The sequence below is a fragment of the Allobosea sp. TAF32 genome (assembly GCF_052113585.1).
GTDB lineage: Bacteria > Pseudomonadota > Alphaproteobacteria > Rhizobiales > Beijerinckiaceae > Allobosea.
In genome coordinates this window covers 457,374-480,828 of the sequence record NZ_JBFRDM010000002.1, presented here as the reverse complement: position 1 = coordinate 480,828, position 23,455 = coordinate 457,374, and the positions used below count along the sequence as shown (strand labels likewise).

The 23,455-nt window shown below is 65.5% G+C and carries 23 protein-coding genes; 15 read left to right on the top strand and 8 right to left on the bottom strand.

Features of this window, described 5'->3' with window-relative positions:
• Nucleotides 1–55: 55 nt before the first annotated feature.
• The 8 genes from ku to AB4Z16_RS06730 all read left to right on the top strand — a co-directional run bounded on the left by ku (nt 56) and on the right by AB4Z16_RS06730 (nt 8,005).
• Nucleotides 56–856: a non-homologous end joining protein Ku gene (gene ku / locus AB4Z16_RS06765; protein WP_441510563.1), complete on the top strand. Its 801-nt coding sequence runs from the start codon at nt 56–58 to the stop codon at nt 854–856.
• Between the two features lie 79 nt (nt 857–935).
• Entirely contained in the window at nt 936–1,235 is a 300-nt protein-coding gene (locus AB4Z16_RS06760) for a hypothetical protein (RefSeq protein ID WP_441510562.1), read from the top strand.
• Nucleotides 1,236–1,250: 15 nt separating this feature from the next.
• Complete coding sequence (locus AB4Z16_RS06755) at nt 1,251–1,787, top strand: hypothetical protein (RefSeq protein ID WP_441510561.1); 537 nt, start codon at nt 1,251–1,253, stop codon at nt 1,785–1,787.
• Nucleotides 1,788–1,882: 95 nt separating this feature from the next.
• The gene (locus tag AB4Z16_RS06750) at nt 1,883–2,386 is read left to right on the top strand and encodes a YciE/YciF ferroxidase family protein (protein ID WP_441510560.1); all 504 of its coding nucleotides are present in this window, start codon (nt 1,883–1,885) and stop codon (nt 2,384–2,386) included.
• A 317-nt stretch (nt 2,387–2,703) separates the two neighbouring features.
• Nucleotides 2,704–3,189: a low affinity iron permease family protein gene (locus AB4Z16_RS06745; protein WP_441510559.1), complete on the top strand. Its 486-nt coding sequence runs from the start codon at nt 2,704–2,706 to the stop codon at nt 3,187–3,189.
• Between the two features lie 102 nt (nt 3,190–3,291).
• On the top strand, nt 3,292–4,569 hold the full coding sequence (locus tag AB4Z16_RS06740; protein WP_441510558.1) for an MFS transporter: 1,278 nt from the start codon (nt 3,292–3,294) through the stop codon (nt 4,567–4,569).
• Nucleotides 4,570–4,640: 71 nt separating this feature from the next.
• Nucleotides 4,641–5,702: a glycosyltransferase family 4 protein gene (locus tag AB4Z16_RS06735; protein WP_441510557.1), complete on the top strand. Its 1,062-nt coding sequence runs from the start codon at nt 4,641–4,643 to the stop codon at nt 5,700–5,702.
• Between the two features lie 53 nt (nt 5,703–5,755).
• Nucleotides 5,756–8,005 carry an amylo-alpha-1,6-glucosidase gene (locus AB4Z16_RS06730; protein ID WP_441510556.1) on the top strand — a complete coding sequence of 750 codons (2,250 nt, stop codon included), beginning with the start codon at nt 5,756–5,758 and terminating at the stop codon, nt 8,003–8,005.
• A 46-nt stretch (nt 8,006–8,051) separates the two neighbouring features.
• Here the strand turns inward: AB4Z16_RS06730 and AB4Z16_RS06725 are convergent, their stop codons facing one another.
• From AB4Z16_RS06725 to AB4Z16_RS06695, 7 genes are all read right to left on the bottom strand, one after another.
• On the bottom strand, nt 8,052–9,011 hold the full coding sequence (locus AB4Z16_RS06725) for a D-2-hydroxyacid dehydrogenase family protein (RefSeq protein ID WP_441510555.1): 960 nt from the start codon (nt 9,009–9,011) through the stop codon (nt 8,052–8,054).
• Nucleotides 9,012–9,091: 80 nt separating this feature from the next.
• Nucleotides 9,092–10,477: a dicarboxylate/amino acid:cation symporter gene (locus AB4Z16_RS06720; protein WP_441510554.1), complete on the bottom strand. Its 1,386-nt coding sequence runs from the start codon at nt 10,475–10,477 to the stop codon at nt 9,092–9,094.
• Between the two features lie 101 nt (nt 10,478–10,578).
• Nucleotides 10,579–10,926 carry a cupin domain-containing protein gene (locus AB4Z16_RS06715; RefSeq protein ID WP_441510553.1) on the bottom strand — a complete coding sequence of 116 codons (348 nt, stop codon included), beginning with the start codon at nt 10,924–10,926 and terminating at the stop codon, nt 10,579–10,581.
• 4 nt (nt 10,927–10,930) lie between these two features.
• A complete protein-coding gene (locus AB4Z16_RS06710) occupies nt 10,931–11,971 on the bottom strand; it encodes a quinone oxidoreductase family protein (protein WP_441510552.1) in 1,041 nt (346 codons plus the stop codon).
• A gap of 23 nt (nt 11,972–11,994) precedes the next feature.
• Nucleotides 11,995–12,909 carry a beta-keto acid cleavage family enzyme gene (locus AB4Z16_RS06705; protein ID WP_441510551.1) on the bottom strand — a complete coding sequence of 305 codons (915 nt, stop codon included), beginning with the start codon at nt 12,907–12,909 and terminating at the stop codon, nt 11,995–11,997.
• A 12-nt stretch (nt 12,910–12,921) separates the two neighbouring features.
• Nucleotides 12,922–13,722 carry an SDR family NAD(P)-dependent oxidoreductase gene (locus AB4Z16_RS06700; protein ID WP_441510550.1) on the bottom strand — a complete coding sequence of 267 codons (801 nt, stop codon included), beginning with the start codon at nt 13,720–13,722 and terminating at the stop codon, nt 12,922–12,924.
• A 39-nt stretch (nt 13,723–13,761) separates the two neighbouring features.
• The gene (locus tag AB4Z16_RS06695; RefSeq protein WP_441510549.1) at nt 13,762–14,700 is read right to left on the bottom strand and encodes a dioxygenase family protein; all 939 of its coding nucleotides are present in this window, start codon (nt 14,698–14,700) and stop codon (nt 13,762–13,764) included.
• 45 nt (nt 14,701–14,745) lie between these two features.
• On the opposite strand from AB4Z16_RS06695, the gene AB4Z16_RS06690 reads away from it, so the two are divergent.
• From AB4Z16_RS06690 to AB4Z16_RS06660, 7 genes are all read left to right on the top strand, one after another.
• A complete protein-coding gene (locus AB4Z16_RS06690; protein ID WP_441510548.1) occupies nt 14,746–15,885 on the top strand; it encodes a LacI family DNA-binding transcriptional regulator in 1,140 nt (379 codons plus the stop codon).
• A 149-nt stretch (nt 15,886–16,034) separates the two neighbouring features.
• A complete protein-coding gene (locus AB4Z16_RS06685; RefSeq protein ID WP_441510547.1) occupies nt 16,035–16,310 on the top strand; it encodes a XapX domain-containing protein in 276 nt (91 codons plus the stop codon).
• Complete coding sequence (locus tag AB4Z16_RS06680) at nt 16,310–18,286, top strand: amidohydrolase (protein ID WP_441510546.1); 1,977 nt, start codon at nt 16,310–16,312, stop codon at nt 18,284–18,286. Before AB4Z16_RS06685 ends, AB4Z16_RS06680 begins: the two co-directional genes overlap by 1 nt.
• Nucleotide 18,287: 1 nt before the next feature.
• Nucleotides 18,288–18,713, top strand: coding sequence for a DoxX family protein (locus AB4Z16_RS06675; protein WP_441510545.1), 426 nt, complete (start codon nt 18,288–18,290; stop codon nt 18,711–18,713).
• Nucleotides 18,710–20,341, top strand: a complete 1,632-nt coding sequence (locus AB4Z16_RS06670) for an MFS transporter (protein WP_441510544.1) — start codon at nt 18,710–18,712, stop codon at nt 20,339–20,341. Before AB4Z16_RS06675 ends, AB4Z16_RS06670 begins: the two co-directional genes overlap by 4 nt.
• A 100-nt stretch (nt 20,342–20,441) precedes the next feature.
• Nucleotides 20,442–21,128: a hydrolase gene (locus AB4Z16_RS06665; protein ID WP_441510543.1), complete on the top strand. Its 687-nt coding sequence runs from the start codon at nt 20,442–20,444 to the stop codon at nt 21,126–21,128.
• 432 nt (nt 21,129–21,560) lie between these two features.
• Nucleotides 21,561–22,427 (top strand): helix-turn-helix domain-containing protein, encoded by an 867-nt coding sequence (locus AB4Z16_RS06660; RefSeq protein ID WP_441510542.1) that lies wholly within the window; start codon nt 21,561–21,563, stop codon nt 22,425–22,427.
• A 282-nt stretch (nt 22,428–22,709) separates the two neighbouring features.
• On the opposite strand, the gene AB4Z16_RS06655 is transcribed toward AB4Z16_RS06660, so the two are convergent.
• On the bottom strand, nt 22,710–23,258 hold the full coding sequence (locus AB4Z16_RS06655; RefSeq protein ID WP_441510541.1) for a hypothetical protein: 549 nt from the start codon (nt 23,256–23,258) through the stop codon (nt 22,710–22,712).
• Nucleotides 23,259–23,455 lie beyond the last annotated feature (197 nt).

The window sequence follows — 23,455 nt, the reverse complement described above, 5'->3', positions numbered from 1 at the left end:
ACCGTTTCGGATGCCCGGCATTGATCCGCAGTTTCGTTCGCGGAGTCGCGTCGCCATGCCCGCTCGGACCTATTGGAAGGGCTACCTCAAGCTGTCCCTCGTGACCTGCCCGGTCGCCATGACCCCTGCGATGTCGGAGGGCGAAAAGGTTCGTTTCCACACTTTGAACCGCGATACCGGGAATCGTGTCGTCAGCCGCTATGTCGATGCGGAGAGCGGCAAGCCGGTAGACACGGAAGACCAGGCCAGGGGTTACGAGGCGGAGCCCGGTCGCTTCGTCGTGATCGAGGACGAGGAGATCGAGGCGGTCAGGCTCGACACGGTCCGTACCATCGATATCGACAAATTCGTGCCGAAAGACTCGATTCCCTGGATCTACCTCGACAGTCCGCACTATCTGGTGCCTGACGACGAGGTGGCGATCGAGGCCTTCTCCGTCATCCGCGATGCCATGGCGGCGGCGAAGATGGTGGGCATCTCCAGGGTCGTGCTTTACCGGCGCGAGCGGGCCGTGATGCTCGAGCCGCGCGACCGCGGAATCGTCGTTTGGACGCTGCGCTACGGGGACGAAGTTCGCGACGAAAAAGCCTATTTTTCCGATATCGAGAAAGACAAGCCGGAAGCGGAACTTCTGAAACTCGCGCAGAAATTCATCAAGGCCAAAAGCGAAGACTGGTCGCCGGAGATGGTTAAGGATCCCGTCCGGGAGCACCTGCTGAAGCTGATCGCGTCGAAGAAGCGCCGGAAGGGCGCGAGGGTTTCGGCCAGCCGCGACGACGGGAGGCCTGCCAACGTGGTGAATCTGTTCGATGCCCTGAAGAAGAGCCTGCAAGGCGACAAATCTCTGCGAAGTTGAATTCAAGCGGAACAGAATCAGCGGTCCGATCGTTCTAAGTATATCCGCGGCTGAGCCGCGAATATCGAGGTGTCCGAATATGAAGAAGTTTTTGATCGCGTCGCTGATCGCGACGTCGACGACGTTTGGTGCGTTTGCTCAGACTGCTACCACTTCCCCAGTTCCGTCGCCGAAGGGCGACGCGGACAAGAATGCTCCGCTCCCCGGTGCGAATAGTTTCACCGAGGGCCAGGCCAAGAGCCGGCTCGAGGCCAACGGCTATTCGCAGATCGGTCCCCTGACCAAGGATGCGGACGGCGTTTGGAAGGGCAGCGCTTCCCATGGCGGAACGAAGGTGAATGTGACCGTCGATTACCGCGGCAACGTCACGCGCAAGTAAACCGGGAGGCAGCAAATGACTCAGACACTCACCCGTTCCTACGACAGCTACGAAACCGCTCGTTCGGTGGTCGAGGCGCTCGAAGCCGGCGGCGTAAGCGCCGCCGACATCAGCGTGGTCGGCCGGCACGCCAAGGCCGATGACAGCAATGCCGGTGAAGGCGCCGGAATCGGCGCGGCGCTTGGCGGAGCGGCCGGTCTGCTCGCAGGTATCGGACTGCTCGCCATTCCCGGGATCGGCCCGGTGGTCGCGGCGGGCTGGCTCGCCTCCACGGCTGCTGGCGCCGCGGCAGGGGGCGTAGCCGGCGGCATCGTCGGCGCTCTGACCAGCGCCGGTCACAGCGAAGAGGATGCCAACTACTACGCTGAAACGGTTCGTCGTGGCGGCACCGTCGTTTCGGTCCGCGTTGCCGATGAGCAGGTCCCGGCAGTCGAGGCCATCCTCGACGGAGCGACGCCGATCGACCGGAATGCGCGCCTCGCAGAATACCGTGCAGCCGGCTGGAGCCGCTTCGACGAAACGGCGGCTCCGCATCGTTCCACGGTCATATGAGCCGGACCCCCGCCAGCCCTCGAGAGAGGGCTGGCGGGGCGACTTAAAGAGAGGCAAGAGCTGGGGGACCCCTCCTACGAGATGGAGCGACAGCCATGGGTTGGTTTTCCAAGGACATCGCAACGATGGACGACCTCTTCGTTCATACCTTGCGCGACATTTATTACGCCGAGAACCAGATCAAGAAGGCGCTGCCGGATATGGTCGGGAAGGCGACGAGCCCTGAGCTCAAGCGCGGTTTCGAAAACCATCTCCGGGAGACCGAGGGCCAGATCACCCGCCTGAAGGAAGTCTTCCGGCTGCACGGGGTCGAGGAAAAGGGCGTCACCTGTCCCGCTATCGACGGCATCCTCGATGAGGCCAATGAGGTCGCGGGCGAGGTCGAGGACAAGCAGGTGCTCGACGCCGCCCTGATCGCTGCTGCACAGGCGGTCGAGCACTATGAGATCACGCGCTACGGCACGCTGGTGGCCTGGGCAAAGCAGCTGGGTCGAAACGACTGCGCATCGCTGCTGAAGCAGAATCTCGACGAGGAAGCTTCCACCGACGAAAAGCTTACCAAGCTCGCGCTGGATGCGATCAATCGTCGGGCCGCGTGAGGATTTGGGCCCTGCAGAATCCTGGTGGCGCCTTTCACTGGGCCGAGCGGTTTGGATCACTCCGCAAGGCTCGGTGCCGCGGCGTCACATCCCGGGCCCTGCCGAGGTCGGGTCGACGATCACGCGCCCGGAACGGCCGATGCGGTCTCGGGCGGCACCGCCGGGAGCATGGCCGTTTCCCGGAACATTCGAGAGCCGGCCGGGTTTTCATCGCGCGGGATGAGGCAGACCAAGAGATTGGACTGGGGCTGGGGATGCCGGGAGGCAACGAGCGGGCGGCGTGACTTGCGCCTCGCGGCGCATCCGGGACGATGTCAATGAGCAGTTCCATCGAGCATCTCATCCACAAGAACAACAAGGCTTCCCTCTTCACACGACTGGCTCAAGCGGTTGCAAGCTGGACCGGCAAGCCGTTGACGTTCTTTGCTGCCGTCGCTCTGATCGCCGTATGGGCGGCGTCGGGACCTGTCTTCGGGTTCAACGATACATGGCAGCTCGTCATCAACACCTCGACGACGATCGTCACCTTCCTGATGGTCTTCATTATCCAGAACAGTCAGAACCGCGATACAGCCGCGATGCAGATCAAGCTCGACGAGCTGATCATCAGGCTGGAAGGCGCACGCGAAGAATTGCTTGATCTCGAAGAGCTCGACGAGGCCGACCTTTCCGAGATCCGCAAGGACTTTTGCGGGCGGGCTTCAAAGGCCCGGGACCGAGCCGCTGGCCAGAAGCTGCGGCGCACCGCCAGCGAAGCCCCGAACCGCCGACCGGCGCGCGGCGCCGATCCGGCGGTTGGCTGATCGGCCGAAGACGCTCGCAAAAGGCAGGTGGCCAAGACGAGAGGTCCTCTCCGCGCTGGAAGGCAGGAGATTTCGGTGTTCTCCGGGCGATGAGCTTCTTTCGTGCCGTGCCTTCCGAAGACCTCGCCTGACCCTTCGTCCTCGGAACACAGGTGCGAGGATCAATTGTCATATCGGTCGAGCCTCGACTGGCTGAATTTCCTGCTCGCGGATCTGCGCGGAGGCCTCGGGCCTTATGTCAATGTCTTCCTGCTGACGGAGGCTGGCTGGGACCAGGCGACGATCGGTGCCGTGCTGTCCGCCAGCGGTTTGATGGGCATCGTCTTTCACACGCCAATCGGCGCCTTGATCGACGCCACGCCTGCCAAGCGCGGCCTCATCGTTGCTGGATCCTGGTGCCTGGCGGTGCTCGGTGTGAGCATCGTGACGTATCCGACGCTCGCGGTCGTGTTCGCGGCGGATATCAGCATGGCGCTCCTGGGCGCCGTTTTCGCGCCGACTGTCGCTGCGATCACGTTGGGGCTGTTCGGCTCCCACGACATCGCCGGGCAGCTCGGGCGCAATGCCGCGTTCGACCGTTCCGGCAACCTGTTCATCGCCGCGGTCGCCGCGGCGGTCGGCACGCAATTCGGACAACGCGGCGTGTTCTACATGCTTCCGCTGTTCGCCGGATTGTCGATGATCGCGGTCCTTTCGATCCCGGCAAAGGCCATCGATCATCAGCGCGCTCGCGGTCTCGATGACGTCCGTCCAGCTGCCGGTCAGCCTTACGCATGGCGGCGCCTGTTCGCCGAGCGGCCCTTTGCCGTGCTCGCGATCGGCACGGCGCTGTTCCATTTCGCGAATGCGCCAATGCTGGCCCTCGCGAGCCAAAAGCTCGCTTTGGAGGCCAGGGGATTCGAGTCCGCCGTCACCTCGGCGGCGATTATCGTTGCCCAGCTCGCAACGATTCCGATGGCGTTCCTCGTCATGCGCGCCAACCGGATCGGCGGAAAGCCATTGCTCATCCTGGCATTCGCAGCTCTCCCGCTGCGCGGTATCCTTTTTGCCGGAGTCGACAGCCCGTACTGGATGATCGCGTTCCAAATTCTCGATGGGATGGGGGCCGGGCTGTTCGACGTGCTGTTGCCGCTGGTTCTCTACGGCGCCGTCCTAGGCAGCGGTCGCTACAATATGGCGCGCGGCATCATCGGGACCATTCAAGGTATCGGGGGCGCATCGAGCTATGCGTTCGCCGGAGGCCTCGTCGTCTGGGGCGGATACTCAGTCGCCTTCGCCGTGCTCGCCGGGGTGGGGCTGGCGGCTCTCGTTCTGATGCTGATCGCCATGCCTGAGACGATCCCGCGGGGGACGACGGAAATTCACTCCCCGGGAAACTAGCCCGAACTTTCGGCGGGGACAGGCGTTGCTAGCTCGCCGCATTCGCGATGCCGGCGGCGGGAGACAGGCAGATGCGGATCGCCCAGGTTGCGCCGCTGTCGGAGGCAGTTCCTCCCCGAAAATACGGGGGGACGGAACGCGTTGCGTCATGGCTCACCGAGGAACTCGTCCGGCTCGGACATCACGTCACCTTGTTCGCCTCGGGCGATTCCCAAACCTCTGCCGAACTGGTCGCATGCTCGCCACAGGGTTTGCGGCTGGCAGGAATTCGCGATCATACGGCCAGTCATCTCGCCATGTTGGCAAAGGTCCGTGAGCGGCATGCGTCGTTCGATGTCATCCATTTCCACCTCGACCTGCTTCAGCACGCGCTGTTCTCGGACCTGGCCCATAAATGCGTGACGACGCTGCATGGCCGCCTCGATCTGCCCGATTTCCTGCCGGTCTATCAGGCCTTTCCGCAGATGCCGTTGATTTCGATCTCCCAGGGCCAGCGGAAGCCGATGCCTCCAACCGTCAACTGGCTGGCCACGGTACATCACGGCCTGGGGCCGGGGCTGTGTCCCTTCGATGCGAAGGGAGGAGATTACCTGACGTTTCTCGGCCGCATCACGCCGGAGAAACGTCCGGACCGCGCGATCGAGATTGCCAAGCGTGCGGGGATGCCTCTCAAGATCGCGGCGAAGATTGATCCTGTCGACGAGGACTACTTCCGCACCCGGATAGAGCCGCTGCTCGACGATCCGCTGATCGAATTCATCGGCGAGATCGACGAGGCCAGGAAGGCCACACTGCTGGGCGGAGCCAGGGCGTTGCTGTTTCCGATCGATTGGCCCGAGCCATTTGGCCTCGTCATGATCGAGGCCATGTCGGCAGGAACGCCTGTCATCGCATGGCGCAACGGCTCCGTGCCGGAAATCGTGGAGGATGGGGTATCCGGGTTCATCGTCGACACGATCGCGGATGCCGTCGCCGCCTGTCGGCGCTGCGCTGCCCTGGATCGTTGGCGGGTACATGTCCACTACGAGAGTCATTTCACTGCCGCGCGGATGGCGCGCGACTATCTTGCGGCATTCGATCGTTTGCTGGCGTCCCCCCGGAATTCTCGCGGGGCCGCAGAAACGACGCAGTGACGTGAACCAATCGTCTGAACGCACCGCGCGACCTCCGGAGAAGGGCGCTTCCGATGCATGAACAGAACGCCCGGCCAGGGCACCCCCAGATTGCGCCGCAGCATGAGAGGCCGATCGAGCATGCCCTCGATGCCCATCCGTCCCTGGTCGAACGCCCGCTCCGCACCTTGAAGTCCGGCGATACCTTCGCCGTCCTCGACAGCTACGGCGACATCGGGATCACCCCGAACACGTCCGAGGGGCTGTTCTGCAACGACACCAGGCATCTTTCGCGGCTGCAGCTGTATTTCGAGGGCAAGCGGCCCTTGATCCTTTGCTCCGTAATCCAGGACGACAATACCGCCCTGACGGTCGATCTGGCCAATCCGGAAATCGAGCGGGGGGACGGTTCAACCGTGATCCCGCGCGACGCGATCGCGATCGAGCGGACGAAATTCCTCTGGAACGCGGTCTGCTATGAACGCGTCGGATTGCGCAATTTCGATCGGATTCCGCACGAATTCTCGCTGTCGATATCTTTCGAAGCGGATTTTCGCGACCTCTTCGAGGTCCGCGGGATGAAGCGCTCCCGTCGTGGCGAGACGGAGACCGAGATCGGTTCAGGCGCCGCGCGCTTCGCCTATCGTGGTCTCGACGACAGGGTGCGAAGAACGGTCCTTCGCTTCAAGCCGGAACCGTATCATTTGACGAAAGGATTTGCCTCGTTCCGGTTCCGCCTGGAACCTGGCGAGCGAACCTCGCTCCTCGTCACCGTCGCCTGCGATCTCATCAATGATTCGGAACGGCAGATTCCGCCGTTCAGCGACGCCCCCGGCATACCGCCCCAGGACTTCGCCAAGGCCTATCAGGACGCCCGGCGGGATCTTCGTGCGCTGACGGCCAACATCTCCAAGGTGACATCGTCGAACGCCCCCTTCACCGATCTCATCAGGCGATCGACCTCGGACCTGTACATGCTCATGACCCGCGGGGCCGATGGGCTTTATCCCTATGCCGGCATTCCATGGTTCTCGACGATGTTCGGCCGCGACGGGATCATCACCGCCATGATGCTGCTGTGGGCCGATCCTTCGGTCGCGCGCGGCGTCCTGCTGCAGTTGGCGCGGGCACAGGCTGCGATCATCGACCCCGCTGCCGACGCCCAGCCGGGCAAGATTCTGCATGAACGACGAAGCGGAGAGATGGCCAATCTCGGCGAGGTTCCGTTCAAGTTCTACTATGGCTCGGTCGACGCCACTCCGCTGTTCGTCATGCTGGCCGGCCAGTATTTCGATCGCACTGGCGACCTCGCCACCGTCGAACGACTCTGGGCCAATATCGAGGCCGCGCTCCTCTGGTGCGACACATTCGGCGATCGCGACGGGGACGGATTTGTCGAGTATTTTCGCGAGACGGAAAGCGGGCTGGCCAATCAGGGCTGGAAGGACAGTCACGATTCGATTTTTCATGCCGACGGATCGCTGGCGCGAGGTCCGATCGCCCTCGTCGAAGTGCAGGCCTATGTCTATGCCGCCAGACGGGCCGGAGCGAACATCGCTCGTGCCCTGGGGCTGCGCGACCGTGCCGACGTGCTCGCACAGCAAGCATCGGTCCTGCAGGAGCGCTTCGATCGAGCCTTCTGGTGCGAGGAGCTCGGCTCCTATGCGCTCGCCCTCGATGGCGACAAGCGGCCCTGCCGGGTTCGTTCGTCCAACGCCGGACATGCCTTGTTCGGGGGCATCGCCCTTCCCGAGCGCGCGACCCGGGTTGCTCGCACCCTGATGAGCGAGGGAAGCTTCAGCGGCTGGGGCATCCGGACGCTGAACGTCGGGGAAATACGCTATAATCCGATGTCGTATCACAATGGCTCGGTCTGGCCGCACGATAACGCGCTGATCGCAATCGGCTTTGGTGCCTACGGCTTCAAGTTCGAGGCGGCACGATTATTCGAAGCCCTCGCCAACGTTGCGACCTATCAGGAGCAGCAGCGCCTGCCGGAGCTGTTCTGCGGCTTCCTCAGAAAGCCACGACGTGGTCCGACCGCCTATCCCGTGGCCTGTTCGCCTCAGGCCTGGGCCGCTGCGGCTCCCTTTGCCATGCTGGCCGCTTGCCTCGGGCTGCAGCTTCCGTCCGAGGCAAACGAGATAAAGCTGGTCGACCCGGTACTGCCATCATTTCTCGATGACGTGATCATTCGCGGCCTGACGCTGGGTTCCTCGCAATTCGATCTGCGCGTGCATCGTCACCAAAGCGACGTCACGATCAACATCTTGAAACGCTGGAACGACAGCAACGCACAGGTCACCATGATCAAAACCAAATAAGCTTTCCATCCACGAAACTGCCGTCGGAACCGGCATCTCTCTGCCGTCAGGATGAAGCGCGATCGTCCAGCCATCTCAGGATGTTGTCGACCGTGTCGCGATAAAAGCGCTCATACAGATTTTGCGAGACGTAGCCGATATGCGGCGTCGCGAGCAGGTTTGGCAGGCTCCGCAGCGGATGGTCTGCCGGAAGCGGTTCCTGATCGAAGACATCGATGGCGGCGCCGGCAATCGTCTTGTTTTTGAGCGCGGCGATCAGATCCGCTTCGACCACGATCGGGCCACGCGACGTGTTCACGAGCCGGGCGGTGGGCTTCATGAGCGCCAGCTCCGCGGCGCCGACCAGCCCGCGGGTGCGTCCGCTCAGGACCAGATGGATGCTGAGGATGTCCGCTTGCCGGAACAGGTCCTCCTTCGAAACCCATGTCGCGCCTGCCGTCTCCGCCCGTTCGGCGGTCAGATTCTGGCTCCAGGCGATGACGTTCATGCCGAAGGCCTGGCCAATGCGGGCCATGGCGCCGCCGATATTGCCGAGGCCGAACAGGCCCAATGTCCGCCCGTGGAGGTCGCTGCCGATCCGGCGCTGCCAGCCGCCGCTGCGAAAGGAGGCGTTCTCCTCAACGAGCCCGCGTGCGCTCGCCAGGATGAGCGCCCAGCTCATCTCGATGGTCGGCGTCGGGAAATAGCCGGTATGGACGACCTGAATGCCATGCTCCTCGGCCGCCTTGGCATCGATCGAGGCATTGCGTGCGCCGGTCGAGGCGATCAGGCGCAGCCGCGGCAGCCCTTCGATGATCGCGCGCGTCATCGGCGTGCGCTCGCGCATCACGCAGACGATCTCGAAGGGCTGGAGCCGGTCAATGACCGCGTCGGGATCGGCAAGATGATCGTTGAACACGGTGACGCGGGCGCGTCCGCCAAGCGCGGACCAGTCCGCCATCGACAGGGCTACATTCTGATAATCGTCCAGCACGGCGATGTTCACGGGCGCGGAGTGGGCGGACATGCGCTTTCTCCTCATGATCCTGACAGGCGACCGACCCGAGACGCTAACCGTCTCGCGAGCCCGCGACAATCGGCGGTATCTCAGGCCGCGCCGCCGGCGCCGTTCAGCACCTCGCCCGCCCGGACGGCGAGCCCGATCGTGCCGGGCTGTGCCGCCGGATGCTCAGCCGCGCCGGGCTCGGGCAGCGGTTCGCCGTTCAGGGCTGCCCGGAGCTTGCCCTGATCGAGCTCACCCTCCCAACGGGCCATGACCAGCGTCGCGACGCCGTTGCCGATCATGTTCACCAAAGCGCGGGCCTCGCTCATGAAGCGGTCGATGCCGAGGATCAGCGCCATGCCGGCGACTGGGATCGCCGGGACGACCGAGAGCGTGCCGACCAGTGCGATGAAGGAGGCCCCGGTGAAGCCGGACGCGCCCTTCGAAGTCAGCATGGCCACGGCGAAGATCGCGAGCTGCTGGTGCAGGGAAAGGTCGGTGTTCGTCGCCTGTGCCACGAACAGCGCGGCAAGCGTCATGTAGATCGAGGTGCCGTCGGTGTTGAAGACATAGCCTGTCGGCACGACGAGCCCCACCACCGGCTTCGAGCAGCCGGCGCGCTCCAGCTTCTCCATCAGGCTCGGCAGGGCCGGGTCGGAGGAGGAGGTGCCGAGCACGATCAGGATCTCTTCCTTGATGTAAGCCAGGAACTTCAGGATGCTGAAGCCGGCCCAGCGAGCGATGAGGCCGAGCACGCCGAGCACGAAGATCAGGCTCGTCAGGTAGAAGGTCGCGATCAGCAGGAAGAGCGGGCCGAGCGAGCCGACGCCGTAGCGGCCGATCGTGAAGGCCATGGCCCCGAAGGCGCCGATGGGGGCGAGCTTCATGATGACGTTGATCGCCCCGAAGACGAGCTTCGAGCCGGCATCGATGACGTCGCGGACGGGCCGCGCCCGCTCGCCGAGATGCGAGAGCACATAGCCGAACAGGATCGAGATCAGCACCACAGGCAGGATGTCGCCCTTGGCGAAGGCATCGACCACCGTGTTGGGGATGACGTTGAGCAGGAAGTCCGTGATGGACTGCTCGCCGGCCTTGCCGGCATAGGCGGCCACGGCCTTGGCATCGAGCGCCGAGGGGTGGGCGTTGAAGCCGGCGCCGGGCTTGACGACATTGGCGACGACGAGGCCGATGACCAGAGCCAGCGTCGAGACCACCTCGAAATAGATCAGCGCCTTGCCGCCGACGCGGCCGACCTTCTTCATGTCGCTCATGCCGGCGATGCCGGAGACGACGGTGCAGAAGATCACCAGTGCGATCACCATCTTGATCAGTTTGATGAAGCCGTCGCCGAGCGGCTTCATCTCGACACCGATCGATGGCCAGAAATGGCCGATCACGATGGCGGCGGCGATGGCGATGAGGACCTGAACGTAGAGGATATTGTACCAGCGCTTGGCCGGGCGTGGGGAAAGATGATCTGCAGCCATTTGGTCCTCCCTTGGCGCATGGTTGCGCCACCGCGGGGTGCGCCCGCGGCTGGTTTGTTTCTTGGCTAGGCGGTTCGCGGTCTCTTCATGGTCGCGCCGGCTCAGGCCGGCGGAGTCTGGAGCGGCATGACGAGCAGGATGGAGGCGGGCTCGCCGGTGTCGTTGCTGAGCTGACGTCCTTCGCCTGGGGCGATCCGGCAGGAATCCCAGCGTTGCAGGCGGACCTTGTCCTGCCCGTTCGAAACGGTGACCGTGCCGTCGAGCACGACATAGAGCTTCTCGACTCCGGAGGCGTCGAGGGTGGTGCCGCCGCCGGGCGCGATGGTGGAGACGCCGAGCCAGGCGGTGTCGGCCGGGCCGGCCTCGCGGCCCTGCAGCCGCACCATCGCCATCAGCGCATGGCCGGGAGCGTCATAGGACGGGGCCTCGGTGAAGCGCACAACATGCATGGCGTCAGGCTCCGGGCACGAGGATGACGCGGTCGCGCGAGGAGCCCATCACCGCCTGATAGGCGGCATGGGCCTGCTCGAGCGGGTAGACGGCGCTATCCTTGATCGGGAAGGGCTTCAGGAAGCCTTCGGCAAAGCCCGGCGCGAGATCGCGCAGGATCGCGCCCGCCGCGACCGAATTCAGGGCGATGGTGTCGATGCCGACATAGGTGTGCTGGCCCTTGTAGAAGGCCAGGATGTCGAAAGTGACGAAGCGGTCGATGACCGCGATGAAGATCGCCCGGCCGCCGACGGCCATCGATTTCTGGCCGATCTCGTAGAAGGGGTCGCCGACCGTGTTGAAGACGATATCCGCGCCCTTGCCGCCGGTGAGTTCGCGTACCCGCGCCGGCACATCCGTCCCGCTGGCGGAGACGACCTCGACCGGGGTGCTGGCATGGCCGGCATAGGGCTCCTCGCGGCGCACGACGCCGATCACCCTGGCGCCGCGCCAGCTCGCGATCTGCGCAGCGGCCTGGCCGACCTTGCCGTTGAGGCCGAGGATCAGCACGGTCTCGCCCGACTTCGGCAAGCCGGCGCGCCGCAGGCCCTCCCAGGCGGTGACGAAGGGGACGCCGATACCGGCGGCCTCGCGCATCGTGATGCCGGCTGGAATCTCGACGACCGCATCGGCCTCGACGATGAGATGGCTTGCATGGGAGCCGTCCTGGCGGATACCGAGATCGCCGGAGGAGCCGAACACCGACTTGCCGAGGAGCTCTTCCGTTCCGGCGATGACCTTGCCGGCGAAGTCGCGACCCGGCGTGCGCGGGAAGACCGCGTAGGGCATCAGCCCGGTCGCCGCCTTGGCATCGGACGGGTTAACCGCCGCGGCCTGGATTTCGACCAGGACCTCACGAGCGGCGAGCGGGCGCAGGGGCCGCTCCTCGATCGATAGCACGATCTCGTCATAGCTCGCGGCCTTGGCATGGAGCCGCAGGCCCCGCACGGTCTGGACGCGGGCGGCCTTAGCTTCGCGAATGAGGGTTTGGGTGGCAGGGGACATGCGGTTCGCTTCCGATGAGAGGGTCACGCCACCCGCTTCGCGCTGCGGGCGCGAGCGGGCAGGCCGATGAGGGCGCGGGCTTCCTGCGGCGTGGCGATCTCACCGCCGAGGTCCTCGACGATGCGGCGGGCCTTCTCGACCAGCGCGGCGTTCGAGGGCGCGAGCACGCCGTGCTCGATATAGACGCCGTCCTCCAGCCCGACGCGGACATGGCCGCCGGCGAGATAGGACAGCGCGACGCTCTGGAAGGCCGAGCGGCCGATGCCGATCGCGGTGAACAGCGCGCCTTCGGGCAGAAGGCCGCGGGCATAGAGCACGGTTTCCGGCGAGGGCTGGAAGCCGTAGCGCACGCCCATCACGAAGGAGGTGAGCGGGCGCGGCTGCAGCGTGCCGTCCTTGATCAGGTCGTTCAGCAGCGCGATGTCGCCGGAGTCGAACAATTCGATCTCAGGACGCACGCCGGCTTCCGCGATCACCCTGGCCATGCGGCGGACATTGCCGGGCGTGTTGATCACGACCTCGCCGCCGGAGTTCATGGTGTTGAGGTCGAGCGTGCAGATATCGGGTTTGAGGGCCGCGACATGGGCGACGCGCCCTTCCGGCACCATCAGCGTCGTGCCGGGGCCGGCAACCTTAGGGTCCTGCTCGGAGGGGACGAAGCGCCCACCCGGACCGGTGGTCAGGTTGATGATCAGGTCCAGGTTATGGGCGCGGATGCGCTCGACCACCTCGCGATAGAGCGCAAGCTCCATCGAGGGACGGCCGCTCCTGGGATCGCGGACATGGATATGGGCGACCGCCGCGCCGGCTTCGGCGGCTTCGAGCGCCGAATCGGCGATCTGCTCGGGCGTGATCGGCAGATGCGGGCTCTGTTCCGGCTTGGTCAGGTTGCCGGTGATCGCGCAGGTGATGAAGACCTTGGGCAGCGGGGCGCGCATGGTGCTTCTCCCTCAGAGCGCCCGGCCGCCATCGACCTGAATGATGTGTCCGGTCGAGTAGCCGAGCATGGTGGCGCAGGCGGTGATGGCGGCGGCGATGTCCTCGGCCGCGCCGATCCGCTTCAGCGGCGTCGAGGCGCTGACCTTGTCGTTGAAGTCGGCGCCACGGCCGGGGACGAACTCAGTGTCGACCACGCCCGGCGAGACCGCGAGGACGCGAACCTCCGGCGCCAATACCCGCGCCAGCGCCTTGGTCATCACGTCGATGCCGGCCTTGGCGGCGCAATAGGCGATCGAGGATCCCACGGCGGTGAAGGCGGCGATCGAAGAGATCGAAACCACCAACCCGTCGCCGGAGGCCTTCAGCATCGGCGCGAAGGTGCGGATGGTCGCGAACTGCCCGCGCCAGTTGACCTGGAGCATCCGGTCGATCAGCTCGTCGGTCAGCGCGTCGAGATCGGCATGCGGCACCGGCTTGGTGTAGCCGGCCGCGTTGATCAGGATGTCGAGCCGGCCGAAGCGGGCCTCAATGGCATCGCGCAGGGCGACCAGCGAGACGGTGTCGACGACATCGGCGACATAGGCAGCATGGCCGTCGCCGAGATCGGCGATGAGAGCCTCGGCGGCTTGCGTATCGCGATCGCCGGCGAGATGGGTGACGATGATCGTCGCGCCGGCGGCGGCGAGCATGCGGCTGGTCGCTCCACCGATGGCCCCTGCGCCGCCAATGACGAGCGCGACCTTGCCGTCGAGCGAACGCGGATAGAGCTTCCGGAGCGGCGCGGCGGCGTCCGGCTGGGCGAGATGAGACATGGCTGTCCCTGCTTTTGAGTGTGAGGGGAAAGGCGCGGATCAACGGATCGGCGGGATCGGCAGCTTCGCCTCGCCGGGTTCCATCACGAAAGCGTAGTCGAAGAGGTACCAGGGCCCCTCGACATCGGCGTCGGGAGCGGGGCCGTTGCCCAGCCGGAAGTCGCCGATGAGGTGGCGGGTCACGCCGAAGACGACATCGCTTTCCAGATGCTGGTCGTCATCGACGAAGACCTGGGTGATGAGCGTCCGGAAGCCGGGCTTGTAGGCGAGGAAGTGCAGATGGGCCGGGCGGAAGGGGTGACGCTCCTGAGCCCGGAGCAGCTCTCCCACCGGGCCGTTGGTCGGCACGGGATAGCCGGCCGGCTTCACAGAGCGGAAGGCGACGCAGCCGTCAGCGTCGGTGGTGAACTTGCCGCGCAGGTTCATCTCCGCCTGGCCGGGATCCTGGTTTTCGTAGAGCCCGACCGGGGAAGCCTGCCAGACATCGACCTCGACGCCGGCAAGGGGGAGGCCCTGCGGGTCGGTGATCCGGCAATTGGCGAAGAGCGCGGGGCCGGGCGTCGGCGAGCGGATGATCGAGCCGCCATTGGGCGTCGCCGGTGAATGCATCCGCCAGAACGGGCCGAGCAGGGCCGCGGCCGTCTCGGTCGCGCCGTTCTGGCCGTTGTTGAGCATACAGACCAGCGTCGAAAAGCCGATCGCGTCCGAGAAGAGCACGGCTTCGTTGTGGCTGTCGTTCGTTGCCTGGCCGATCCGGTTGAGGACATCGAGGCCGAACTCGAATTCCTCCTCGGTCAGCCGGACTTCCCGGGCGAAAGCATGCATGTGCCGGACAAAGGAGGCCATCACCTCCCTCAGCCGCGCATTCGGTGCTCGCGACATCGCGTCAAGCACCACCGGCGTCACCGCTTCCTGGGTCTCGATGATGTGGGAGCGGAGCGCCCGATCCGGCGCCACGGTCCTTACCCTCGCATTCATCGGCGTTTCCTCCGTCGCTTGTCGGAGCGTGTCAGGTGCAGCGACGTGCAATCGATTGCATTTCAACTATGCGATCGATTGCACGTTGTCAAGCGAGGCAAAAAATGCTCTGTTCCGAATGGTGATTCAGTCAGCAGAAAACCCATGAAATCCAAGCCCCTGGCAGCGGGCCCGCCGCGCGCGGCGACACTCCAGTCGATCGCCGAGGCATCCGGCGTGCATCGGTCGACGGCCGCGCGCGCGCTCGATCCTGCCCAGGCGCACCGAATCTCGCCGGAGGTCGTCGAGAAGGTGAGGGCGGAGGCGGTGCGGCAGGGCTATCGCCGTGACGCGATTGCAGCCTCGCTGCGGACGGGGCGTTCGCGCCTGGTCGGCGTGGTGCTGCCGGATCTCGCCAATCCCGTCTTTGCGCCGATCCTCGACGGTGTCGGCGCGGCGTTGGCGAGAGACGGCTATTCGATGCTCGTCGCGGAGGGTGGGGCCGACGAAGCCCGCCAAATCGCGATCGTCGAGGAGTTGATCGCGCGTCGCGTCGACGGGCTCGTATTGGCCACCGCCCGGCGCAGCGACCCGGTGCTCACCATTTGCCTGGCCGCGAATATCCCGACCGTGCTGGTCAACCGCGCCGAGGATCGGCCGCGCGCCGCCACCGTCGTCTCCGATGATATCTGCGGCATGCGGCTGGCGGTCGAGCATCTCGCCGGCCTCGGGCATCGCCGGATCGGACACCTGGCCGGCCCCGAGGAGCTCTCGACCGGCATTCTCCGCCGCCGTGGTTTCGAGGCGGCGATGACGGCAACAGGGCTCGATCCCTCGGCGGTCGCGGTGGCGCAAGGTTACAGCCGGGCCGAGGGACAGGTGGCGACGACGGCACTGCTCAGCAGGTGGCCTGGCCTGACCGCAATTGCCGCCAGTAACGACCTGCTCGCCCTGGGTGCTTACCAGGAGCTGAAACGAAGGGGGCTTTCCTGCCCGCGCGACATCTCGATCGTCGGTCACAACGATATGCCGCTGGTCGACATGGTCGATCCGCCGCTGACCACCATCCGGATCGCCCATGCGGAGATGGGTGAGGCGGCGGCGCGGCACCTGCTGGAGCGTCTTGCCGATCCGGACATGAGCGCCTGCGTGAAGCTGATGCCGGTCGCGCTGATCGTGCGCGCATCCACGCGCGCCTTGGCGTAAGCTGGGCTGCGGCGCGGCGATCGGCAGATCAGGCAAAGGATCGTTCAAACCGACAAGACTTGTACCCGCCTGCGCCCCAGCCTGTCCGCGCATGGCGGTTCTCCCGAGCGTTGGACGGGCGGCCTTCACTTTCGGGCATGGGTGCGCGCATGAAGATCTATCTGCTTTCGCTCGGCGCCGGGCTCCTGGTTGGCGTGATCTACAGCCTCATCAATGTGCGCTCCCCGGCGCCGCCGGTGGTGGCGCTGGTGGGGCTGCTCGGCATCCTGATCGGCGAGCAGTTGCCGCCGCTGCTGCGGGGCTTCTGGGCGAAGGCGCCGGCGGCGCAGTCCTGGGAGCATCAGGTCAAGCCGCATGTCTTCGGCCATCTGCCAGCTGGTGCGAAGCCTTCGCAGGTGACCGCGACAGAGAAGGAACGCGGTTGATGCCGACGCGCCGCACCGTTCTGGGCGGGCTCGCCCTTCCTGGGCTCGCTTCCTCGGCCCTCGCCCAGGGCCAGCCCCAGCCATCCGGAGACAAGCCGATGACCGCCGATCTCATTCTCCGCAACGGCCGCTTCACCACGCTCGACCGCAGCAACCCGACCGCGAACGCCGTCGCCGTCAAGGATGGCGTGTTCCTGGCCGTCGGCAGCGAGGCCGAGGCAATGGTCCACGCCGGGCCGAACACCAGGATCATCGACCTGAAGGGCCGCAGCGCGCTGCCGGGCCTGATCGACAATCACCTGCACATCATCCGCGGCGGGCTGAACTTCAACATGGAGCTGCGCTGGGACGGGGTGCGCTCGCTCGCCGATGCGATGACCATGCTCAAGCGCCAGGTCGCGGTGACGCCGCCGCCACAATGGGTCCGCGTCGTCGGCGGCTTCACCGAGCATCAGTTCGCCGAAAAGCGGCTGCCGACGATCGATGAGCTCAACGCCGTCGCGCCCGATACGCCGGTCTTCATCCTGCATCTCTATGACCGCGCCTTGCTGAACGGGGCGGCGCTGCGGGCGGTCGGCTACACCAAGGATACGCCGCAACCGCCCGGCGGCGAGATCACACGTGACGCCAATGGCAACCCGACCGGGCTGCTGCTTGCCCGGCCCAATGCCGCCATCCTCTACGCGACGCTGGCCAAGGGCCCGAAGCTGCCCTTCGACTATCAGGTCAACTCGACCCGCCACTTCATGCGCGAGCTCAACCGGCTCGGCGTCACCGGCGCGATCGATGCCGGCGGCGGCTTCCAGAACTATCCGGACGACTATGCCGTCATCCAGAAGCTCTCCGACGACAACCAACTCACCATCCGCCTCGCCTACAACCTGTTCACGCAGAAGCCGAAGCAGGAAAAGGAGGACTTCCTCAACTGGACGAAGACCTCGCAGTACAAACAGGGCGACGACTATTTCCGCCATAACGGCGCGGGTGAAATGCTCGTCTTCTCGGCCGCCGATTTCGAGGATTTCCGCGAGCCGCGCCCGGACATGCCGCCCGAGATGGAAGGCGACCTCGAAGGCGTGGTGCGCATCCTCGCCGAGAACCGCTGGCCCTGGCGCCTGCACGCGACCTATGACGAGACGATCTCGCGCGCGCTCGACGTCTTCGAGAAGGTCGACAAGGAGGTTCCGCTCAAGGGGCTGAACTGGTTCTTCGACCATGCCGAGACGATCTCGGAGCGCTCGATCGACCGCATCGCCGCGCTCGGCGGAGGCGTCGCCGTGCAGCATCGCATGGCCTATCAGGGCGAGTATTTCGTCGAACGATACGGCGCGGCCGCGGCCGAGGCGACACCGCCCGTGGCGCGCATGCTGGAGAAGGGCATCAAGACCTCGGCCGGCACCGATGCTACGCGCGTCGCCTCTTACAACCCCTGGGTCTCGCTCGCCTGGCTGATCACCGGCAAGACCGTCGGCGGCTTGCGCATCACGCCGCAGCGCAACTGCCTGGACCGCGAGACGGCGCTGAGGATGTGGACCGAGAACGTCACCTGGTTCTCGAACGAGGAAGGCAAGAAGGGCCGGATCGCCGTCGGCCAGTTCGCCGATCTAATCGTGCCCGATCGTGATTTCTTCGCCTGCCCGGAGGACGAGATCTCCTTCATCAGTGCTGATCTCACCGTCGTCGGCGGCAAGGTCGTCTATGGCGCCAGCGAGTTCGCCAGCGCCGACCAGAGCGCGCCGCCGCCGGCGATGCCGGACTGGTCTCCGGTGCGCACCTTCAAGGGCTATGCCGCCTGGGGCGAGCCCGAGGGTGCTGGCAAGAATTCGCTACGGCGGGCGGCCATGACCAACTGCGGCTGTGCCAGTTCCTGCAACGTCCATGGCCACGACCATGCCGGCGCCTGGTCGAGCAAGCTGCCAGTCGGAGACCTCAGGAGCTTCTGGGGCGCGCTCGGCTGTGCCTGCTGGGCGGTGTGACATGGCCGGGAGCGACCAATCGGCGGCGGTGCCGCGAACAGGCGTGCTGCGCTGGATAGCGCTGCTGCTGCTCTGCGCCGCCTATATCCAGGGGCCGGTCACGAAGATTCTCGATTTTCAGGGTGCGATCGCCGAGATGGATCATTTCGGCCTGTCGCCGGCGCCGCTCTTCGCGGTCGGTGTCGTCGTCTTCGAACTCGCGATGAGCGCGCTCATCCTCGTGGGTCGCTGGCGCTGGCTCGCCGCGCTGGCGCTCGCCGGCTTCACGCTCGCTGCCAGCTTCCTCGCCTTGCGCTTCTGGGAGATGCCGGCAGGGCAGGGGCGGATGATGGCGATGAACGGCTTCTTCGAGCATCTCGGCCTGATCGGCGGCTTCATCCTGGTCGCGCTCGACGATCTTTCGCGGCGCAGGGGAGTCACGCGATGAGCGCCGTCACATCGCCGGTCCCGTCCTCCGGCTTCGCGCCGCTGCGCCAGAAAGTCTTCGCCGTGCTCTGGGCGGCGACGATCATCGGCAATATCGGCTCGTTCATGCGCGACGTCGCCAGCGCCTGGCTGGTTACCGACCTCTCCGGCGCGCCGGCGGCGGTGGCGCTGGTGCAGGCGGCGGCGACGCTGCCGATCTTCCTGCTCGCCATTCCCGCCGGCGTGCTTTCCGACATTCTCGACCGGCGCAAGTTCCTCATCGCCATCCAGATCCTGCTTGGCTGCGTCAGCCTCTCGCTGATGCTCCTGGCCGGAAGCGGACAGCTCAGCGTGCCCGCTTTGGTGGGGCTGACCTTCCTCGGCGGTATCGGCGCGGCGCTGATGGCGCCAACCTGGCAGGCGATCGTGCCCGAGTTGGTCGGCAAGGCCGATCTCAAGAGCGCGGTGGCGCTGAACTCGCTCGGCATCAACATCTCCCGTGCCATCGGCCCGGCTCTGGGCGGGCTGATCCTCGCCGCTCTCGGCGCCAGCGTGACCTATGGCGCGGACGTGCTGAGCTACGTCATCGTCATCGGCGCGCTGATCTGGTGGCGCCGCGCGCCAGGAGCCGACGATGCGCTGAGCGAGCGCTTTTCCGGGGCGTTCCGGGCCGGGCTGCGTTATGCCCGGGCGAGCCGGGAACTGCATGTCGTTCTGCTGCGCGCGGCGATCTTCTTCGCCTGCGCCAGTGCCGTCTGGGCGCTCTTGCCGCTGGTCGCGCGCAACCTGCTCGGCGGCGGCGCCGGCTTCTACGGCATCCTGCTCGGCGCCGTCGGGGCTGGTGCGATCGGCGGCGCCGTCCTGCTGCCGCGCCTGCGCGCCCGGCTCGATGCCGACGGGCTCTTGCTGTTCTCGGCCGTGCTGACCGCAGTCGTCATGGCAGCGCTGACGTTGGGCCCGCCGCAATGGCTCGCCGTGGTCATTCTGCTGCTGCTCGGCGCGGCCTGGATCGTGGCGCTGACCACGCTCAACGGCGTCGCCCAGGCAATCTTGCCGAACTGGGTGCGCGGCCGGGCGCTCGCGGTGTACCTGACCGTGTTCAACGGCGCGATGACCGCCGGCAGCCTCGGCTGGGGCGCGGTCGCGCAAGCCGCCGGCATCCGTGGCACCCTACTGATCGGCGCGGCCGCGCTGCTGGTCGCCGGGTTGATCATGCATCGGATCAAACTGCCGGCCGGCGAAGCCGATCTCGCGCCCTCCAATCACTGGCCGGAGCCGCTCACCGCCGCTGCCATCGAGAACGATCGCGGCCCGGTTCTGATTCTCATCGAATACCGCGTGCCGTCTGCCGATCGCGAGGCCTTCCTGCGCGCGATCAACGCCCTCTCGGCCGAGCGGCGGCGCGACGGCGCCTATGGCTGGGGCATCACCGAGGATACCGCCGATCCGGACAAGCTGGTCGAATGGTTCATGGTCGCGTCCTGGGCCGAGCATCTGCGCCAGCACCGCCGCGTTTCGAAGGCCGATGCTGATCTGCAGAAGGAGGTCGCGCGCTTCCATGCCGGGGAGGGCGGGCCGGTCGTGCGGCACTTCCTGCATCTCGATCCGCCACCGAGCCCGGTGAAGCATCGCGGGGAAACAGAGCCATGAGAGATCGCGTCTAACGCGGACCGCACGGACGGCGCCTGCGCAAAATCGTCAACCGCTGCGCCTGGTCAAGCATTCACCCGGTCGCCCAAAGGAGGGCAACATGTCCAAGTACCTGGAAGTCCTGACTCCCAAGAACTGCCAGCTCATCTTCATCGACCAGCAGCCGCAGATGGCGTTCGGCGTCCAGTCGATCGACCGGCAGGTGTTGAAGAACAACGTCGTCGGCCTCGCCAAGGCGGCGAAGGCCTTCAACGTCCCCACGACGATCACGACAGTCGAGACGAACAGCTTCTCCGGTCATACCTATCCCGAGCTGCTGGCGGTCTTCCCGCAGAACAAGATCCTCGAGCGGAGCTCGATGAACTCCTGGGACGATCAGAACGTCCGCGACGCGCTCGCCGCCAATGGCCGCAAGAAGGTCGTCGTTTCCGGGCTCTGGACCGAGGTCTGCAACACGACCTTCGCGCTCTGCGCCATGCTCGAGGGCGGTTACGAGATCTACATGGTGGCGGACGCTTCCGGCGGCACTTCCAGCGACGCGCATAAATACGCGATGGACCGCATGGTGCAGGCCGGCGCCGTGCCGGTGACCTGGCAGCAGGTTTTGCTCGAATGGCAGCGCGACTGGGCGCATCGCGAGACCTACGATGCCGTCATGGCGATCGTGAGAGAGCATTCCGGCGCCTACGGCATGGGCGTCGACTACGCCTACACGATGGTCCACAAGGCGCCGGAGCGCGTCACCCATGGCGAGACCATCGGGCCGAACGCTGCCAAAGCGAGCTGAGGGAGCGAGCTGACCGGGCACTGATGCCGCTGCGGGGGCTCGCGGCGGCATCATCCCGATGGCGTCGATCCGCGCTCCCGCTCGCGACAGGTTCCAGCCGAGCTAGGCTTCCGTCAGGGTGAGCTGCTGCACCGCGTCATCGGAATACCGTTCTCAGGACACGTTCAGGTGGTGAGCGCCTCCCTTTCCAGGTCATCGCCTTTGTTGCTATTCGTGACCGTAAATCATCGATCGGGCACGATTCTCATCGATGAGCGATAAAGGCACAACCGCGCGGTTGGCCAAGACGAGGAACCGGATCCAAGGGCGAACGATATGAGATCGCCGCGGCTTTGACAGGCCACGGCATTGCCGGGGGTTGCGTTCATGCGATTGTCGAGAGCAGCAGACCCGAAGGGCTTTTTCGGCGCGTGTATCGCCGATCATTTCGGGATGCAGGGGCGAGTCGTTTCCGAGTTCCATCTCGACGGCCGGTTGGGGTTGGCGGCGACGAGACTCTCCTGTGGGCGGCGCTTCAGGGAGCGCACCGACCAGACCCGGAGCGAGAACGCATTTTCGATCCTCCAGCAAGTGGACGATCTCGAATGCCATTCCGGCTGGCTCGGAGGGCGGCGCTATCGATCGGGTCGCCTTCACGCGAAATCCGTCGACGTCGTGGATTTGCGCGACGATCCGCAATGGCAGTTCAAGGGCCGTTTCGACGCCCTCCAGTTCTACATTCCTTCCGAAGCGCTAGGCGCGATGGCTGCACAACATGGCGGCCGCGCTCCCTCGACGCTGCGTTCGGAGAACGACGCTCAGGACGATATTTTGTGGGGGCTGTCGCAGGCGCTGGTCCATGCCTCGGCCTTGCCCGGCGCCAACCAGCTTCTGACCGATCAGATCGCCATGGCCCTGCTGATCCATTTCGCCCGGGCCTTTGGCGGCCTCGAACCCTCAGCCAGCGCCGGACATGGCAGGCTGGCCGGCTGGCAACAGCGCAGGGCGCAGGAGATCATGATGGCTCGCCTGGCATCGAACCTGACGATCGCGCAAGTCGCCAGCGAGTGCCGGCTGACGGCCAGCCATTTCGCCCGTGCGTTTCGGCAGAGCGTCGGTGTGGCCCCGCAGCGCTATCTCATGCGGTTGCGGGTCTCGGAGGCGAAGAAGCATCTCGTCCAGCAGCATCTGCCGCTCTCCGACATTGCGCTGATGTGCGGCTTCGGGGACCAGAGCCACTTCACGCGCGTCTTTCGCCAGCTCACCGGCGCGACGCCGGGGGCATGGCGCCGGAATGCCGGGGGCAGCGAAGCCGAATAGCGGATTGGCGCGCAGCCGACGCGTGCTGTCGCGCCCGCGCTCAATCGCGGCGGGCGTTCAAGGATCCAGAGCCGCTGTCGTCCCCGGGAACAGGCCGATTCCGGCGAAATGGGATCCGATAGGGACGTGCTTCAGAACAAGATTGGGGATGATTCGCGCCACCGGCTAACCGTCGGGCACCCCGTCGTCTCCGGGGCGCCTTCGTGGGGGCCAATGGTCGGAGGCCTCGCCGTCGCTGGCTTCGTCCTGTCCACCCAATCCGGCGCCGAGGCGCCGGAGCTATCACCGGTCGCAGCGGTGATAGCTTGTCTCCACCTCCGGGAATTCGGGGTCGAAGCGGACGAAGGTGCCGTCTTCCTTGAAGCGGATCGAGACCGTCATGGTGTCGAACATGATCCTGTCGGCGCAGCTGAGGAGGAGCGTTGTCACATCGCCCTTCTGCTTGGAGGATTTCACGTTGCAAGTGGCGTTCGCGCCATTGATGCGGTTGCCGTTGACGATGAAGGCACTCCAGCCCTCGGCCGTTCGCTTGAGCGCGAGATTGCCCTTGCGCTTGACGAAGACTTCGTCGCAGCTCGCAGCAGTTGTGGTCCAGGCTCCGTCCATGCGGTCTACGGCATGTGCCGTACCACTCAGCAAGGGAAGGGCGAGGAGAAGAACTCCAAGGCCGGCCGGTCGTTTTCCACTGTGCATCTGCGCTCTCCCATACGTTGCGAAACAGGAAAATCGACGGCGGGCCGGGCAGCGGGGCAGGTCATGCACTTCGCCGATTGGGGGACTATGCCGCGTCGAGACCACTCTCAAGTCATCCTTGCCGATATCGTCCGCCACGGAAACATGCTCACACGTCTCGGGCGTTGCGTCCTACCTGAATATGCTATCCGTTCTGATGAGTGCCTGATGGGGAAGGGTATGACGACCATTGTCGCCGGCAGCGTGTCCTGACATCAAGATGTACCGGGGCATCGCCGTCAATCACGAGGGGCGGATCGTGGTCGGTTTTTGGTTGAGGACGGGGCGCGGCGACA

Coding starts and splice junctions, on each gene's coding strand:
- ku (WP_441510563.1), top strand. CDS start 56: ATGCCCGCTCGGACCTATTGGAAGGGCTACCTCAAGCTGTCCCTCGTG.
- AB4Z16_RS06760 (WP_441510562.1), top strand. CDS start 936: ATGAAGAAGTTTTTGATCGCGTCGCTGATCGCGACGTCGACGACGTTT.
- AB4Z16_RS06755 (WP_441510561.1), top strand. CDS start 1,251: ATGACTCAGACACTCACCCGTTCCTACGACAGCTACGAAACCGCTCGT.
- AB4Z16_RS06750 (WP_441510560.1), top strand. CDS start 1,883: ATGGGTTGGTTTTCCAAGGACATCGCAACGATGGACGACCTCTTCGTT.
- AB4Z16_RS06745 (WP_441510559.1), top strand. CDS start 2,704: ATGAGCAGTTCCATCGAGCATCTCATCCACAAGAACAACAAGGCTTCC.
- AB4Z16_RS06735 (WP_441510557.1), top strand. CDS start 4,641: ATGCGGATCGCCCAGGTTGCGCCGCTGTCGGAGGCAGTTCCTCCCCGA.
- AB4Z16_RS06730 (WP_441510556.1), top strand. CDS start 5,756: ATGCATGAACAGAACGCCCGGCCAGGGCACCCCCAGATTGCGCCGCAG.
- AB4Z16_RS06725 (WP_441510555.1), bottom strand. CDS start 9,011: ATGTCCGCCCACTCCGCGCCCGTGAACATCGCCGTGCTGGACGATTAT.
- AB4Z16_RS06720 (WP_441510554.1), bottom strand. CDS start 10,477: ATGGCTGCAGATCATCTTTCCCCACGCCCGGCCAAGCGCTGGTACAAT.
- AB4Z16_RS06715 (WP_441510553.1), bottom strand. CDS start 10,926: ATGCATGTTGTGCGCTTCACCGAGGCCCCGTCCTATGACGCTCCCGGC.
- AB4Z16_RS06710 (WP_441510552.1), bottom strand. CDS start 11,971: ATGTCCCCTGCCACCCAAACCCTCATTCGCGAAGCTAAGGCCGCCCGC.
- AB4Z16_RS06705 (WP_441510551.1), bottom strand. CDS start 12,909: ATGCGCGCCCCGCTGCCCAAGGTCTTCATCACCTGCGCGATCACCGGC.
- AB4Z16_RS06700 (WP_441510550.1), bottom strand. CDS start 13,722: ATGTCTCATCTCGCCCAGCCGGACGCCGCCGCGCCGCTCCGGAAGCTC.
- AB4Z16_RS06695 (WP_441510549.1), bottom strand. CDS start 14,700: ATGAATGCGAGGGTAAGGACCGTGGCGCCGGATCGGGCGCTCCGCTCC.
- AB4Z16_RS06685 (WP_441510547.1), top strand. CDS start 16,035: ATGAAGATCTATCTGCTTTCGCTCGGCGCCGGGCTCCTGGTTGGCGTG.
- AB4Z16_RS06680 (WP_441510546.1), top strand. CDS start 16,310: ATGCCGACGCGCCGCACCGTTCTGGGCGGGCTCGCCCTTCCTGGGCTC.
- AB4Z16_RS06675 (WP_441510545.1), top strand. CDS start 18,288: ATGGCCGGGAGCGACCAATCGGCGGCGGTGCCGCGAACAGGCGTGCTG.
- AB4Z16_RS06670 (WP_441510544.1), top strand. CDS start 18,710: ATGAGCGCCGTCACATCGCCGGTCCCGTCCTCCGGCTTCGCGCCGCTG.
- AB4Z16_RS06665 (WP_441510543.1), top strand. CDS start 20,442: ATGTCCAAGTACCTGGAAGTCCTGACTCCCAAGAACTGCCAGCTCATC.
- AB4Z16_RS06660 (WP_441510542.1), top strand. CDS start 21,561: ATGCAGGGGCGAGTCGTTTCCGAGTTCCATCTCGACGGCCGGTTGGGG.